At 65.4% G+C, this 14,188-nt stretch carries 10 protein-coding genes and 3 pseudogenes; 10 read left to right on the top strand and 3 right to left on the bottom strand.

The genetic code is table 11. The features are described 5' to 3' along the window. Positions 1 to 57 precede the first annotated feature (57 nt). From QGN31_RS15975 to QGN31_RS15960, 4 genes and pseudogenes are all read left to right on the top strand, one after another. Positions 58 to 2,169 (top strand): annotated as a pseudogene (locus QGN31_RS15975) (DEAD/DEAH box helicase family protein); the annotation flags it as partial. 138 nt (positions 2,170 to 2,307) lie between these two features. Next, complete coding sequence (locus QGN31_RS15970) at positions 2,308 to 3,669, top strand: Mu transposase domain-containing protein (RefSeq protein ID WP_014940946.1); 1,362 nt, start codon at positions 2,308 to 2,310, stop codon at positions 3,667 to 3,669. Then, positions 3,666 to 4,517, top strand: coding sequence for an IS21-like element helper ATPase IstB (gene istB, locus QGN31_RS15965; protein WP_014941758.1), 852 nt, complete (start codon positions 3,666 to 3,668; stop codon positions 4,515 to 4,517). The genes QGN31_RS15970 and istB overlap by 4 nt, the downstream gene beginning before the upstream one ends. Before the next feature lie 62 nt (positions 4,518 to 4,579). Then, a pseudogene (locus QGN31_RS15960) lies at positions 4,580 to 5,572 on the top strand (DUF3427 domain-containing protein); the annotation flags it as partial. A gap of 61 nt (positions 5,573 to 5,633) precedes the next feature. Here QGN31_RS15960 and QGN31_RS15955 read toward each other — a convergent pair. After that, positions 5,634 to 7,198: pseudogene (locus QGN31_RS15955) on the bottom strand (protein kinase domain-containing protein). 503 nt (positions 7,199 to 7,701) lie between these two features. On the opposite strand from QGN31_RS15955, the gene QGN31_RS15950 reads away from it, so the two are divergent. The 3 genes from QGN31_RS15950 (at position 7,702) to QGN31_RS15940 (ending at position 9,412) form a co-directional block, all read left to right on the top strand. Next, a complete protein-coding gene (locus QGN31_RS15950; protein WP_014941762.1) occupies positions 7,702 to 8,214 on the top strand; it encodes a carboxymuconolactone decarboxylase family protein in 513 nt (170 codons plus the stop codon). Beyond that, positions 8,211 to 8,756: a carboxymuconolactone decarboxylase family protein gene (locus QGN31_RS15945; RefSeq protein ID WP_014941763.1), complete on the top strand. Its 546-nt coding sequence runs from the start codon at positions 8,211 to 8,213 to the stop codon at positions 8,754 to 8,756. Before QGN31_RS15950 ends, QGN31_RS15945 begins: the two co-directional genes overlap by 4 nt. Before the next feature lie 113 nt (positions 8,757 to 8,869). Beyond that, positions 8,870 to 9,412 (top strand): TetR/AcrR family transcriptional regulator, encoded by a 543-nt coding sequence (locus tag QGN31_RS15940; RefSeq protein WP_172417570.1) that lies wholly within the window; start codon positions 8,870 to 8,872, stop codon positions 9,410 to 9,412. Here the strand turns inward: QGN31_RS15940 and QGN31_RS15935 are convergent. Continuing rightward, entirely contained in the window at positions 9,392 to 10,561 is a 1,170-nt protein-coding gene (locus QGN31_RS15935; protein ID WP_014941764.1) for an acyl-CoA dehydrogenase, read from the bottom strand. The genes QGN31_RS15940 and QGN31_RS15935 overlap by 21 nt on opposite strands. 58 nt (positions 10,562 to 10,619) lie before the next feature. Here QGN31_RS15935 and QGN31_RS15930 point away from each other — a divergent pair, with 58 nt between their 5' ends. Further along, the gene (locus QGN31_RS15930) at positions 10,620 to 11,387 is read left to right on the top strand and encodes an Rv3717 family N-acetylmuramoyl-L-alanine amidase (protein WP_014941765.1); all 768 of its coding nucleotides are present in this window, start codon (positions 10,620 to 10,622) and stop codon (positions 11,385 to 11,387) included. A gap of 1 nt (position 11,388) precedes the next feature. On the opposite strand, the gene QGN31_RS15925 is transcribed toward QGN31_RS15930, so the two are convergent. Next, positions 11,389 to 12,147 carry a cutinase family protein gene (locus QGN31_RS15925; RefSeq protein ID WP_014379904.1) on the bottom strand — a complete coding sequence of 253 codons (759 nt, stop codon included), beginning with the start codon at positions 12,145 to 12,147 and terminating at the stop codon, positions 11,389 to 11,391. A gap of 220 nt (positions 12,148 to 12,367) precedes the next feature. Here QGN31_RS15925 and QGN31_RS15920 point away from each other — a divergent pair, with 220 nt between their 5' ends. Together QGN31_RS15920 and QGN31_RS15915 are read left to right on the top strand one after the other, a co-directional pair. After that, positions 12,368 to 12,634: a hypothetical protein gene (locus QGN31_RS15920; RefSeq protein ID WP_014379905.1), complete on the top strand. Its 267-nt coding sequence runs from the start codon at positions 12,368 to 12,370 to the stop codon at positions 12,632 to 12,634. 66 nt (positions 12,635 to 12,700) lie between these two features. Beyond that, a complete protein-coding gene (locus tag QGN31_RS15915) occupies positions 12,701 to 14,188 on the top strand; it encodes a flavin-containing monooxygenase (RefSeq protein ID WP_014941766.1) in 1,488 nt (495 codons plus the stop codon).

Here is a 14,188-nt window from a genome sequence, read left to right as displayed (position 1 = left end):
CGCCGCGCTCGCCCGTTTTCACCTTTCCTGTCGGACCGGTCGGCTACGCTGCCGGGCGTGTGGCAGGGACTCTACGAATCGCTGTTAACTGAACGGTTGTACCAGGCGCTGGCTGAGAGCACGGACTTGCGCCCCAGGATCGAGCTGGTCGATGAGGGCGAACAGCCGCTGGTGCTCGCGCGTCACCTCACGCCGCTAATCGAGCGCTCGCTTCGCGCGGCGTCGACATCGCAAGAACGTATCGACCTGGTGCGTCGAATCCTAGCCGTGCTGCCCCATCCCGATGCCCTAGCCGAGGCTTTGCATGAACGCGAGCCGGGAAAAGTCGAGCAGCTCGACGAGGTCATGGAGGCAGATCGGCTCGGTATTACCCGTTTGCCTCGCCCCGCTACGCCGCTGTCGGACGCGGCGCTCATGACCAATGCGCACAACGAGCCGACATTGGCTGCCGAATTGCGCGCCGAGCTCGCTAGCGCGGACCAAGTGGATTTGCTGTGCGCATTCGTCAAGTGGCAGGGTTTGCGGTTGCTAGAAGACCAACTCCGGGAACTGCGACAACGCAACGTGCCGCTGCGAGTCATTACGACGACCTATCTCGGTGCCACCGATGCGCGCGCGCTTGACGCATTAGTTGATGAGTTCGGCGCGCAGGTGCGGGTCAACTACGAAACCAACCGCACACGCTTGCACGCCAAAGCATGGTTATTGCGGCGCAACACCGGCTTTCACACCGCATATGTGGGATCGAGCAATCTTTCGCACGCTGCCCTCGTCGACGGGCTGGAATGGAACGTGCGGCTCTCCGCAGTGTCGACGCCGCATCTGCTAGAGAAATTCCGCGCAACCTTCGAGTCATACTGGGAAAACCGCGAATTCGAGCTCTATTTGCCATCGACCGACGGAAACCGGCTACGGGCGGCGTTGGATGTGGCCGCTGGTGGACGTCGTCGGGACGGCGTGACGATCACGCTGTCAGGTCTAGAGGTGCATCCCAAACCGTTCCAAGAGGAGATGCTTGAGGAGCTCGACGCAGAGCGCGTGCTGCACGACCGGCATCGCAACCTGATTGTTGCGGCTACCGGCACCGGGAAGACAGTGGTCGCCGCGCTTGATTATCGCCGCTTGGTGCGCGAAAGACATGGACGTGACCTGAAGTTGCTGTTCGTGGCGCACCGCAAGGAAATTCTGATGCAGGCACGACGCATGTATCAGGAAGTGCTGACCGAGCCGACGTTCGGGGAGTTACTCATCGGTGGCGACCAGCCGACCAAATGGCGGCACGTCTTCGCGAGCATTCAGTCGCTCTCCGCGGGACGTCTCGCCACGATCGAAGCCGACCATTTCGATGTAGTAGTGATCGACGAGTTTCACCACGCCGAGGCTGCGTCGTATCGGCGGCTGCTGCAGCATGTGCGGCCCATGGAACTCCTGGGCCTAACCGCGACGCCTGAGCGTGGCGACGGCGTAGATGTCCGGGAATTCTTCGATGGAAGGGTAGCCGCCGAGCTGCGACTGTGGGAAGCGCTCGAGCAGCACCTGTTGTGCCCGTTCCACTACTTCGGGGTCCACGACGCAGTCGATCTCGGTGACTTGCAATGGAAGCGCGGCGGATACGATTCGTCGGCACTAAGCGCCCTATACACCGGCAACGACGCGCGCACGCGGATTGTGCTCAAGGAACTGCGCGACAAGGTTGCTGACGTAGCCGCAATGCGCGGCCTGGGGTTTTGCGTGAGCATCGAGCACGCCCGCTACATGGCGGATCGTTTCAACAGCGGAGGCGTTCCCGCGCGTGCGGTGTCGGCGGATACTCTTGTTGCCGAGCGCGCGGCAGCCCTTAAAGCGCTGCGCGACAGGGAAATCAACATCTTGTTTGCGGTCGACCTTTTCAACGAAGGACTCGATATTCCTGAGGTCGACACCGTGTTGTTCCTGCGGCCGACCGAGAGCGCCACTGTTTTCTTGCAGCAGCTCGGGCGCGGTCTGCGGCTAACGGCCGGTAAGACAGTGCTCACCGCCTTGGATTTCGTTGGGCACCAACGCCGCGAGTTCCGCTTCGATCAACGCTTCCGTGCGCTGACGGGGCTCAGCCGCAAGCAGCTGATGCGACAGCTCGATCGGGGCTTCCCGTTCCTCCCGTCCGGAAGCCAGATCGTGCTGGACTCGGTCTTGACCGCGCTCACTGAAATTCCCCATTGACGCTCATCGAAATTCCCCACCCGTGTGGCTCCGCCGAGAAGGGCGGGCCTCCCTCGAAGCTGCTGGTGTCTGACGCCAGTAGCTCCACCGAAGGAGGCCCGCTTTCTCATGCTCACATGGGAGGACGATGTGGAAGTACATGCCCTACGCAAACGTGGTTGGTCGATCTCGGCGATCGCCCGCCACACCGGCTTCGACCGCAAGACGGTCCGCAAGTATCTGGCCGGTGACGGCGCACCCGGGGTCCGCGCCCGGCCCGACCCGGACCCGTTTGATCCGTTCATCGACTACGTCACCGCCAGGCTGACCGAGGACCCGCACCTGTGGGCCCGCACCCTGTTCGACGAACTCGAGGACCTCGGGTTCGGGCTGTCGTATCAGAGCCTGACCCGCAACATCCGGACCCGGAATCTGCGGCCCGTCTGTGAGGCGTGCCGGACGGCCACGCAGCGTCCGAACGCGGTGATCCCCCATGCACCGGGTGATGAAACTCAATGGGACTGGCTGGAATTGCCCGATCCGCCGGAATCGTGGGGCTGGGGCAAGACCGCACACCTGCTGGTCGGCTCGCTGGCCCATTCGGGCAAGTGGCGCGGCTATCTATCGCCGAGCGAGGACCAACCCCACCTGGTCGCCGGCCTGGACCGCGTCACCCGCGGTCTGGGCGGCGTCTCGCGGGTGTGGCGGTTCGACCGGATGGCCACGGTCTGCGATCCCGGTAGCGGCCGGGTGAGCTCCTCGTTCGCCGGGGTGGCCAAGCACTATGGCGTCTCGGTGGCGATCTGCCCGCCGCGGCGCGGCAACCGCAAGGGCGTGGTGGAGAAGGTCAATCACACCGCCGCGCAACGCTGGTGGCGTACCCTGGCCGACGACGTCACCGTCGAGGCGGCCCAGGCGAACCTGGATCGCTTCGCCCGGGTGCGTGGTGACACGAGGCTGCGGGCCACCGCTGATGGCCGCTGCTCGGTCGCCGTGGTGGCCGAAACGGAGCCACTACAACCAATACCGGCGCAGGCGTATCCGGTGATCGTTTCCGAGGCCCGCACCGCATCGCGCCAAGCGATGGTGTCCTACCGCGGTAACCGCTACTCGGTGCCCCCGGAGCTGGCCGCCGCCAACGTGGTGGTGTCGCATCCGGTCGGCGGTCAGTTCTGCGACATCGCCACCGCCAGTGGGATCGTGGTTGCCAGGCACCGGATGGCCGCCGACGGGCTCGGCGTCATGGTGCGCGACAACGGCCATGTCATCGCCCTGGACGCCGCGGCGATCGCCACCGCGACCACCGGACGGGCGCACCGCCGCAAGGAACGCATCCCACCCGGCCCGGCGGCCAAAGCCGCTGCCGCGCAACTGCTTGCACTCAAGCAGCCATCCGCCACCGCAATTGAAACGTCGACTCCGTCAACCGACTCCACCGTCATCGATCTGTCCGCTTACGAGCGGGCCGCCCAGAACAGGACCATCCAATGACCCCCACACCGCGCACCGGTAAGACCACCACCACGACCGAGGAATCGCCGTCGGCGGCGGCGAGCCGCTATCAGCAGCTACGCTCGCATCTGGCCGAGCTCAAACTGGCCGCGGCCGCTGAAGCCCTACCTGCCGTGCTCGACCAGGCCACCGCTGAGGGGCTGTCGCTGACCGTTGCCTTGGAGCGGCTGCTGGCCGTCGAGGTCGAAGCCTCCACCGCCCGCCGACTGGCCGGGCGGCTGCGGTTCGCCTGCTTGCCCACCCCAGCCACCCTGGCCGACTTCGACGTCGATGCTGCCGCCGGGATCGACCGCAAGCTCATCGACGAGCTGGGCACCTGCCGCTATCTGGAATCAGCGACCAACATCCTGCTCATCGGCCCGCCCGGCACCGGCAAGACGCACCTGTCCGTCGGGTTGGCCAGGGCCGCAGCCCATGCCGGATACCGGACGTACTTCACCACCGCCGCCGATCTGGCCGCCCGCTGCCACCGCGCCGCGATCGAGGGACGCTGGGCCACCACCATGCGCTTCTTCGCCGGCCCGACCCTGCTGGTGATCGATGAACTCGGCTACCTTCCACTGCCCGCCGAAGCTGCTTCGGCGTTGTTTCAGGTTGTCTCCCAACGGTATTTGAAGACCAGCATCGTGATCACCACCAACCGCGGGGTGGGTGCATGGGGAGAGATCCTCGGCGACACCACCGTGGCCGCTGCCATGCTCGACCGCCTGCTGCACCGCTCCGTGGTCATCAACCTCGACGGCGAGTCCTACCGGCTACGTGACCACCACGCCGCCGCAGAAACCCTGCGCCGAACCACCACCGGCACCCGCCAACAACTACACTGACCGCTGCTCACAGGTGAGGAATTTCGGCGAGCACAGCCGGGGATTTTCGATGAGCGCCGTCAGTCTCACGCAAACTCATACTGGAAAACATCCGTCAGCAGCTGACGCCGCGGTGGGCGGCATTGGTCTCCGAAGTTCGCGCGCACCCCAACGACAGTCTCAGCTCCTACCTCGATGATTATGGCCGCGGCCTGGAAGACGTTCTACGCACCGGCCGGTCGTGGACAACGTTGTGCCGTGACGCCGGGAAGGCTGTTGGATCTCCTGGTCCACGAGAGGACGCTCTTGTCAAACGCGTTCGCACTCTCGCGCATGTTGATGACCAACGACGTCGTGCTGCTTACCTCGACATCCTGAACGGGACGGCTCGTCCTGCAACTGCTAGCGAAGAGCGGCTGGCCCAAATGCTTTTCTTCTCGCTGTTTCCCGATGGAGGTGGATTCGATAGCACCGCAGCAGGACTCGCGGCAGTAAAGGGCGAACCGGTGGCCGACGAGATGCGTCAGGTCATCGACATCGCCTTCGACAGCGCGCGGCGCAGTACCTACCCCTTGGGCGAGCGCATCCTCGAGCTGAGCGATGTGCCGCTGGCGGTACATGCCAGTTACTCGCGCGAGGAGATCCTGACTGCTCTCGGATTCGCGTCGCTCCAACGCACCCCGAGCACCATGCGAGAAGGCGTTGCTTGGTGCGAATCAGCCAATTCCGATGCCTTTCTGATCACTCTGAAGAAGACTGAGACGGACTATTCGCCGACTACGATGTACCGCGACTTTGCACTGAGCCCAACGCTGTTCCACTGGGAATCGCAATCGACGACATCCTCGACATCGCCAACCGGTCAGCGTTATATCCACCATCGCCAACGCGGTTCGCACATCCTGTTATTCGTTCGCGAGTCAAAGACCAACGCGTTAGGGACGTCGCCCTATGTGTTTCTCGGTCCAGCCGATTATGTCTCGCATGAGGGTGACCGGCCCATGGCGATCACTTGGCGGTTGCGACAGGCGATGCCCACTGAAGTATTCATGGCATCCCGGGCAGCGGTGGCATAATCACCTCTGGATCGCCTGGTTCGGTCGGACGTTCCGGGATTCCTTCGGCGATTCAACTGAATTAGTTGTATGCCGTACTTCCCGGTTCGGGATGCGTCGTGCTGATGAGCTTGGCTGCGCAGTGGTCTCGGTCAAACCCTTGGGACCGGCACCAGGCGAGCGGGCCGGCGGGGTCGGCGAAGGTTATGCCCGCGACGGTAACCCAAAAGTCCGGTCCGGAGAACGTGGACCAATCACCTGACCAAAGCAATCTCACGTTGGGATAGCTCTGTCTCAGCTGCAGATGTTCTCGTAGCGTCATTGCGTTGTCCCACACAGCGCCGTTGTCGACGACGCCGGGACGCTTGGAGCTGAGTTGCGGGACCCAGTGGTCGGCGAGTTGCGTGCTCACGTACGCCCGATCGTCGTTTGCAATTTGGCGTAGCCGTTGCACGGGGTCTAGCGGTGCAGATGGCGATGGGTTGGGCGCTCGAACCGACTGGGTAGCGGAGGACGGTAACTCCGTCTGTGGCGTCGTAACAGGATTGGTGTAAGTGACAGGGGGTGCCGCGGAGGGCTCCGAGTCGTTTGAATTGTCGTGGCCGAGAAGGCCGACGGCAAGCGCTGCACCGCCCACAAACAGCGCCACAATGATGCCTACAACGGTCAGGATCAACAACTTTTTCGAAGTGCCTCGTTCGGCGCCGACGGGACCTGCCGAACCTGTTGCGGGATAAGGATATTGGGCATTGAACGGCGGATAGCTGGGGGGCGCACTGATGTATTGCGGCGCAAGCAGAGTGTCTGTGCTGAGCGAGTCAGCCTGATCGGGTGCGAGTGCACGGATTGCCGCGCGCCCCAGTGCTCCGGCGCTGCCGTAGCGGTCATCAGGATGTTTTGCCATGCCGCGGGCAATGACGTCGTCAAAGGACCGCGGAACGCGCGCATTCACGGCGCTGGGCCGCGGAGGCGGCGACGACACGTGAGCGCGGATGGCCTGCTCTGCGCTGTGAACCGGAAACGGCTTGGCGCCCGTGAGCGCCTGTAAAGGACGCATGCTAGCGAGTAGACATCCACAGCTGACGTTGCTTCGTCGTCTCCGAATCGTTCGGGAGCCATATAGTCGAAGCTGCCCACCGTATATCCCGCCATAGTCAGGTGGGTGTCACCTCTGGCTTCGGCGATGCCAAAGTCGACCAGATATGCGAAATCGTCTGGCGTGACAATGATGTTCTGCGGCTTTACGTCACGGTGAATCAGTCCTGCAGCATGGGCAGCGTCTAACGCGGATGCGATCTGTCGGATGATGTCACTTGCGCGTTGCGCCCCAAGGGCACCCCCCTTGAGGATTTCGTGCAATGTCTGGCCCTGCACCAGCCGCATATCGATGTACAGAACGTCGTTGATCTCGCCCCAGTCATGGATGGGGATGACATGTGGCTCCTGCAAAATTGCAGCGGCGCGAGACTCCCGCAGAAACCGTGTACGGAACGTTTCATCATCGGAATACCTATCAGTGAGCACCTTCAGGGCAACGGTTCTGCCTTTGGTGGTGTCGTACGCTTCGTATACGTCACCCATTCCACCCGTGCCGATCAGCCGCCTGATCTCATAATGGCCGAACGCCGTACCGACCAGCGACTTCATGGTGCCCCTCCTTTGTTCTCCGGCCAGTATCCGGCGAGGGGATAGCTCGCGCAGGAGTATTCCCAGGAACGTTTGAATTTATGGGATGCGCGCCCGGATGGTCCTTGTGGCGACCCGCCGCTTTCGCGACTGAATTCAATCGACCACACGCAATTTGCGCCCGCCGTGGGTGGTCGAACCTGCGGCCTAACGCTTGGTGAATCGCCGTTCAGTTGAAAGGCAGCGAGTTCGTTAGAGCCGTGCCGCAGGCATATTCCGGATGCGATAGCACTTGAGCTACAGATTTCGCGAACCGACCGTAGCACCTGCGGGACAGCAAGGCCGCTGCGCGGCAACAAAGCTCACGCGTCGATGGGTGAGTCACGGCCTCCATCGATGCCGGATAACACGCGATCCGCCGCGGAAGCCGGTGATGCGTCCCCGAGAATGCGGTGTCCAGCTGACTGGCCGGACTGGTAACTAAGCTCGAGGAACCCCCGGCCAAAGGAGACCGCGTGACCCGAATGCCGCTAGCCAACGCAGACGAGCAACCCGAACGCATCAAAGAGCTCCTCGAACGCCCCGGAACCCTCGACGTGCTACGCCTGATCGCCAACGCCCCCAACGTATTCGAGGAGTGGGCGCAGATGGCCGGGCAGCTCTTCGACAGCCCGACGTTCACGCCGCGGATGCGCGAAGTGATCATCCTGCGGGTCGGCCACCTGCAGGAGTCGCCCTACGAGATCGCCCAGCACGTGGTCTTCGCCCGAAAGGCAGGGCTCACCGGCCGACAGATCGACGCCCTCCAGAACCAAGCGGACCTCGACGACGCCGGATTCAGCGCCGACGAACGCCTCGTCATCGACACCGTCACCGAGCTGTGCGTCACCCGCCGCCTGTCCGACGACTCTTTCACCAAAGCCCACGCCCTGCTCGGCGACGAGGCGCTCACCGAACTGCTGATGATCGTCAGCTGCTACTACGGCCTGGCGTTGGTGCTCAACGCCGTCGACCTCGACATCGACGCCCCCGCATGACCCGCATCCCGTACCGCGAACCCGAGGACATGCCCGAGCTTGCCCGCGAATTGACCGCGCGGCGCGGCAATCTCAACGTCTACCGCGCGCTGGCCAACGCCGAGAAGGTGTTCACCCACTGGATGGTGGCCGGCGACGCCGCCCTGACCAGCCCGGTGCTGCCGAGGAGGCTGCGCGAACTCATCGTCCTGCGCACCGCCTATCTCATGGACTGCGCCTACGAGCTCGGCCAGCACAGAGACGTCGCGCGAACGGTCGGGATCGACAGCGACACCATCGACGCCCTCACCTCCGAAACCGATTGGCAAACCGGCGATTTCGACCCTACCGAGTTGGCCGTGCTGCACCTGACCACCGAGCTGGTCACCACCCGCCGCGTCGCGGCGGAGCTTTTCGCTCAGGTCCACCAAGTCCTCGGCTCGGAGGGCACCATGGAGGCATTGATGGTCATCAACCGCTACGCGGGCCTGGCCCTGATGCTCAACGCGCTCGACGTGGACCTCGACGACACCGCCCGGCTCCCCGTGCCGCCGACGCGATGAGGCGACGGTAACCCGCGGTTCCCCCACCGGCCAATCGGCCTTCCCGTAATCTCCACGATGTGGTGGTGCGCAAGCAGCCGTCGACCCGCCTGTCGGCCGAGGACTGGCTCGAGGTGGGCTACACCGTGCTCGCCGAGGAGGGTGTGCGCGCACTCAAAGTCGAACGCCTCTGCCAACAGGCGGGCGTCACGCGCGGCAGCTTCTACTGGCACTTCGAGGACATCGACCACTACCGGGCCGCGCTCGTCGAATCCTGGAACAAATTCCTCGAACGCGACCGCCAGGCGCTGTCCAAGCTCGACGAGCTGCCACCCCGGGAGCGCCTGTTGGCCCTGACGCGCACGCTGGTCAGCCCCCAGTACTGGATGCTCGAGCGGGCGATGCGCGAATGGGCCCGCCTGGACCCGGTCGCGGCCGAAAACATCCGCGCGGCCGACCGGCTCTTGCTGCGCACCGTGGTGAAGGCCTACTGCGACTACGGGTTCAGCTTCGAGGACGCCAAGCTGCGCGCGGAGTTGACCTTCGCCGCGGGAATCGGCCTGCTGCACCTCACCAGCTCGGCCGAGCAGGCCCAATCGCTGTCCCAGCGAGAACGATTCCTGGCCGTGATGCTGGGCGAGGCGGGAACCGCCGGCTCAGATCATGGCGATGGGTGAGATCTTCGCGCCAATCGCCAACGCCCCGGCCAACTCTCGGCTCGTGTCGTAGTCGAACACCACATGCCCCGCGGCGATGTCCACGTCGCGCTTGGCGCGCTGCAACGGGCTGGACAGGAAATGAGCGCTGGCTCCGGACGCTTCCAACAGATCGGCGATGATCGCCCGGCACTCGTGCACCGTGCGCGCGGCCGCCAGCCGGGCATCGGCGCGCACCGACCGGCTCACCCGCCCGCCGCTGACCACGATCGCCTCGATCTCGTCGGCGGTCGCCGCGATCAACGCCCGCAGCGCGCTCAGCCGCACCCGCGCCTCGCCGAGCCGGATCTGCGCGGCGGGCTGATCCTTTTGCGCCACCCCGCTGTACGCCAGCACCCGCCCGCCGAGCCGCTCGGCGAACAGCTCGGTCACCCGTTCGGCCGCCCCGAGCACGGGCATCGACGCCGTCAGCGCCAGCGCGGGCACCATCGGCCACCGGTACGTCGGGACCCCGTGCGCCCGCGCGCCGGGTGCGGTGCCGCCGTAGATGTCGGCCACCGCGACCAACCGATGCTCGGGGACGAACACGTCGTCGACAACCAGATCATGCGAACCGGTGCCGCGCATGCCGGCCGTGTGCCAGGTGTCGACGACCTCGACCCGGTCGGCGGGCAGCACGACGAGCACCGGGTCGATCCCGTCCGCGCGCTCGATCAGCGCGCCGACGATCATCCAATCGGCGTCCATCGCCCCCGTCGCCCACGCCCACCTGCCGGTCACCCGCACCCCGCCGTCGGCCGGGACGCCGCGGCCGGTCGGGGCCAGGGGCGCCGGCGCCAGCACCGGTCCGGACGCGAACACCTCCTCCTGCGCCCGCGGATCGAACAACGACAGCATCCAGTTGTGCAGCGCGTAGAAACCCAGCGTCCAGGCGCTCGAGGCGCAGCCGTGCGCCATCCGCCGAATCGGTTGCAGCAGTTCGGGAAACGAGGCCTGCAGGCCGCCGAACCGCGCCGGCAGCAACAGGCGGAACAGCTCGGTCTGCCGGAAATCGCTCACCGTCGCCGCGGGCAGGCGCCGCAGCCGCTCGGCCTCCTCGGCGCGCTCGGCCAGCCGCGCCACGAATTCGTCGGTGATGCCGTGCAGGGGACGGCTGTCGACCACGGACATGCCGACGACCGTAACATACTTTTTAGTATGTAGCGGCGCCGGTTGTTACCATCGCCCGGTGAGCGATCGCCCGGGCGGGCCGCGATCACGCCGCGACGTCCTGAGCATCGCCGGTGTCCTGCCGGCGATCCTCGGCGCCGCCGCCGTCCTGCCCGCCCCGCGCGCGGCCGCCAGCGTCGCCGGGATGTCGGTCTTCCTCGACCCCGGCCACAACGCCGTCAACGACGCCTCGATCAACCAGCAGGTGCCCAACGGTCGCGGCGGCACCAAGCCGTGCCAGACCTCGGGCGCCGCGGCCGGCGACGGCTATCCCGAGCACGCGTTCACCTGGGCGGTGGTGGGGCTGATCGCCGAGCAGTTGAACCAGATGGGCGTTCGCACCCAGCTTTCGCGCGACGGCGACGGCGGCGTCGGCCCGTGCATCGACCAACGCGCGGCCGCGGCCAACGCCATGCGCCCGGACGCGATCGTGAGCGTCCACGCCGACGGGGGACCGCCGTCGGGCAGCGGATTCCACGTCAACTACTCGAGCCCGCCACTGGGCGATGTTCAGGCCGGGCCCGCCGTGCAGCTGGCCCACGCGATCCGGGATGCCTTGGCCCAGTCGGGGTTACAGCCGGCGAACTACATCGGCTCCGACGGCCTGTACGGCCGCGACGACCTCGCCGGGCTGAACCTGGCCCAATACCCGGCGGTGCTGGTCGAACTCGGCAACATGAAAAACGCGGGCGACGCCGCGCGGATGGAAAGCGCGGACGGCCGGGCGGCCTACGCCGCCGCGGTCACCCGGGGGATCGTCGCCTTCCTCAGCGCCAAGGCCGGCTGACTCAGCTGCCGAAGCCTCCGCTCGCGGGTGGCGGCGCCGGGGCGGGGCCGCCGAGGCCGAGGTGGCTGGAGGCGAAGGCGACGCCTTTGTCGATGATGGAGCCGTCGTCGGCGTAGGTGTTGTGGGCGGCGAAGTTCATGCCGTCGGAGCAGACGGGGTCTTCGGTGGCGCAGACTTTGAGGGTTTTGTCTTGGTAGGCGGGTCCGATGACGACGGGGGGTTCGCCGAGGAAGTTCATGGCGCGCACGTTGGGCATGCCGAAGAGCACGACCGAGGAGACGTGGTTGGCGACGTCGGGGGACAGGGGTTTGGGGACGGTGGCGGGGTCGATGCCTTCGGGGACGGCGGCGGAGGTGACAAAGCCCATGACGGCGGCGCCTTGGGAGTAGCCGCCGAGGACCATTTTGGTGTTGGGGCAGTCATGGGCCATGGAGACGACGTGGGCGCCGGCGTCGCGGATGCCGTCGATGCCGGTGTCCCATTGGTCGGTGGCGGGGTAGTTGACGGGGTAGACGTCGAAGGAGCGGTCGCCGACGCGTTGGTGCAGGGCGTCGACGAAGGCTTGGCCGGTGGGGCCGACGCCGGGTTCTTCGCCGGTGCCGCGGGCGAAGACCACTTGCACGTCGGGACATTGGGCGGCGGCGGTGGGGATGAGGGAACCGGAGACGGCCGAGGCGGCCATGCCCGATGCGGCGATAACTACTGCTGGACCAAAAGAACGAACAATGCGACGCACGATCATGCCGTCCAACGTGCCCATGCGAGCCCCTCCCAAACTGTCAACTTGCCGACCATTTCGTGATGTTTTCCTGTATACCGGCGCGCGCCGGCATGCGGTGGATAGCGGCTCCGTCGCCTCCATCGGACCGACGCGGCCAGTGCGCATCTGGTTACCAAAAAACACTTTAAGCCGTCGTTTGATTTCGTCTGTCGAGGGTAGCCGCAGATCGCGGGACTCTGCCAATCAGAGGGGCGGCGACATGGCAACGGGCGAAACGGGTTTCGGCGGTGTAACCTTCGATCTCTTTTCCGTTCAACACCACTCGGTGATATCGGGCCGCGACGACGACCCGCGCGCGCGACGCAACCCGCGCGGGACCGAATGGGATTGCCTCCGGCCCCGCGATGAGGACGCCGGTGCGGCGAATTGGTTTCCGCGTGAGCCGAAAATGCTGAGCGGGCGCACAGGTGTCGGCATGGTCACATACGGGCAACGCTCAGGTGCGCTCGGCGTGGCGCCCTATTAGAGTGACGTATCTTAGGGAAAGCTTATGATTCGTTAAGTATGGAAACAGGTAGCACGGAGCAAGGCTGTGAAAACGGACCGTTTCGACGCGATCATCATAGGCGCAGGTTTCGGCGGCATCGGCGCCGCAATTCAGCTCAAGCGCCTCGGTTTTGAGAACTTCGTCATCCTCGACCGAGAGGATGACCTGGGTGGCACCTGGCATGTCAATCACTACCCGGGCATCGCCGTCGACATCCCCTCCACCACGTACTCGTACTGGTTCGAGCCCAATCCCGGGTGGTCACGGTTGTTTGCGCCGGGCGCCGAGGTCAAGGCCTATGCGGCCGACGTCGCCGACAAGTACGACGTGCGCCGCCACATGCGGTTCAACACCACCGTCGAAGGCGCCGAGTGGGACGAGGACGCCGCGGTCTGGCGGGTGACGCTGGCCGGCGGCGAAAACCTGACCACCCGCTTCCTGATCACCGCGACCGGCTTCCTGTCCCAGCCGCGCCTGCCGGACATCCCCGGCATCACCGGCTTCGAGGGCAAGATCGTCCACACCACGGCCTGGGACCACGACTACGACTACACGGGCCGCCGCATCGCGGTCATCGGGACCGGCGCCTCGGCGGTTCAGCTCATTCCCGAGCTTGCCAAGCAGGCCGGCGAGCTGACCGTCTACCAGCGCACCGCGACCCACATCATGCCCAAGCCCGACTTCGAGTTCCCGCAGTCGGTGCGACGCCTGTTCGCCCGGCTGCCGGCCTCGCAGCGCGCGCTGCGGTGGGTCACCGACATCATCTTGGAAATCATCATGGTCGTCGGGGCGCTGCACTATCGGGAATCGCGAGGGCGCGGCAACATCTCGGCCGCCGACCTGGCCAAGATCAACCGATTCCGGTGGATCCGGGACAAGGATCTGCGGGCCAAGTTCACCCCGGACTACGACTGCGGCTGCAAACGGCCCACCCTGTCCAACAGCTTTTATCCCGCGTTCGCCAAGCCGCACGTGCGCCTGGAGACCAACTCGATCGAGCGGATCGAGCCGGACGGCATCGTCACCTCCGACGGGCGCAAGACCGTCATCGACACCCTGGTCCTGGCGACCGGTTTCGACCTGTGGGAGGCCAACTTCCCGGCCATCGAGGTGATCGGCCGCAAGGGCCGCAATCTCGGTAAGTGGTGGCGCGAGACCAGGTTCCAGGCCTACCAGGGCGTCTCCGTGCCGTACTTCCCGAACTATCTGGGCCTGGCGAGCCCGTTCGCCTTCTCCGGACTGTCCTTCTTCCACACCATCGAATACCAGATGCGGCACATGGACCGGCTGCTCGGCGAGGTCAAGCGCCGGGGCGCGACGACGTTCGAGGTGACCGAGGAAGCCAACGACCGGTTCATGGAGCGCATGACCAAACTGCTGGACAGTTCGGTGTTCTACAGCGGCGACTGCGCCACGTCGCGGTCATACTACTTCAGCCCCAGCGGCGAGGCGTCGCTGCTGCGGCCCACGTCGACGCTCAATTCGGTGCGCGAAGCGCAGACCTTCCCGCTCAGCGACTACGTGATCGCCTAG

It is taken from the genome of Mycobacterium sp. 2-64 (genome assembly GCF_035918375.1).
Taxonomy (GTDB): Bacteria; Actinomycetota; Actinomycetes; order Mycobacteriales; family Mycobacteriaceae; genus Mycobacterium; species Mycobacterium intracellulare.
Note: the sequence above shows the minus strand (reverse complement) of the source record. Positions and strands in the feature narration are given on the sequence as shown.

What these genes read in the sequence shown, in the direction of transcription:
- QGN31_RS15970 (WP_014940946.1), top strand. Translation starts at nt 2,308, where the DNA reads ATGCTCACATGGGAGGACGATGTGGAAGTACATGCCCTACGCAAACGT.
- istB (WP_014941758.1), top strand. Translation starts at nt 3,666, where the DNA reads ATGACCCCCACACCGCGCACCGGTAAGACCACCACCACGACCGAGGAA.
- QGN31_RS15950 (WP_014941762.1), top strand. Translation starts at nt 7,702, where the DNA reads ATGCCGCTAGCCAACGCAGACGAGCAACCCGAACGCATCAAAGAGCTC.
- QGN31_RS15945 (WP_014941763.1), top strand. Translation starts at nt 8,211, where the DNA reads ATGACCCGCATCCCGTACCGCGAACCCGAGGACATGCCCGAGCTTGCC.
- QGN31_RS15935 (WP_014941764.1), bottom strand. Translation starts at nt 10,561, where the DNA reads ATGTCCGTGGTCGACAGCCGTCCCCTGCACGGCATCACCGACGAATTC.
- QGN31_RS15925 (WP_014379904.1), bottom strand. Translation starts at nt 12,147, where the DNA reads ATGGGCACGTTGGACGGCATGATCGTGCGTCGCATTGTTCGTTCTTTT.
- QGN31_RS15920 (WP_014379905.1), top strand. Translation starts at nt 12,368, where the DNA reads ATGGCAACGGGCGAAACGGGTTTCGGCGGTGTAACCTTCGATCTCTTT.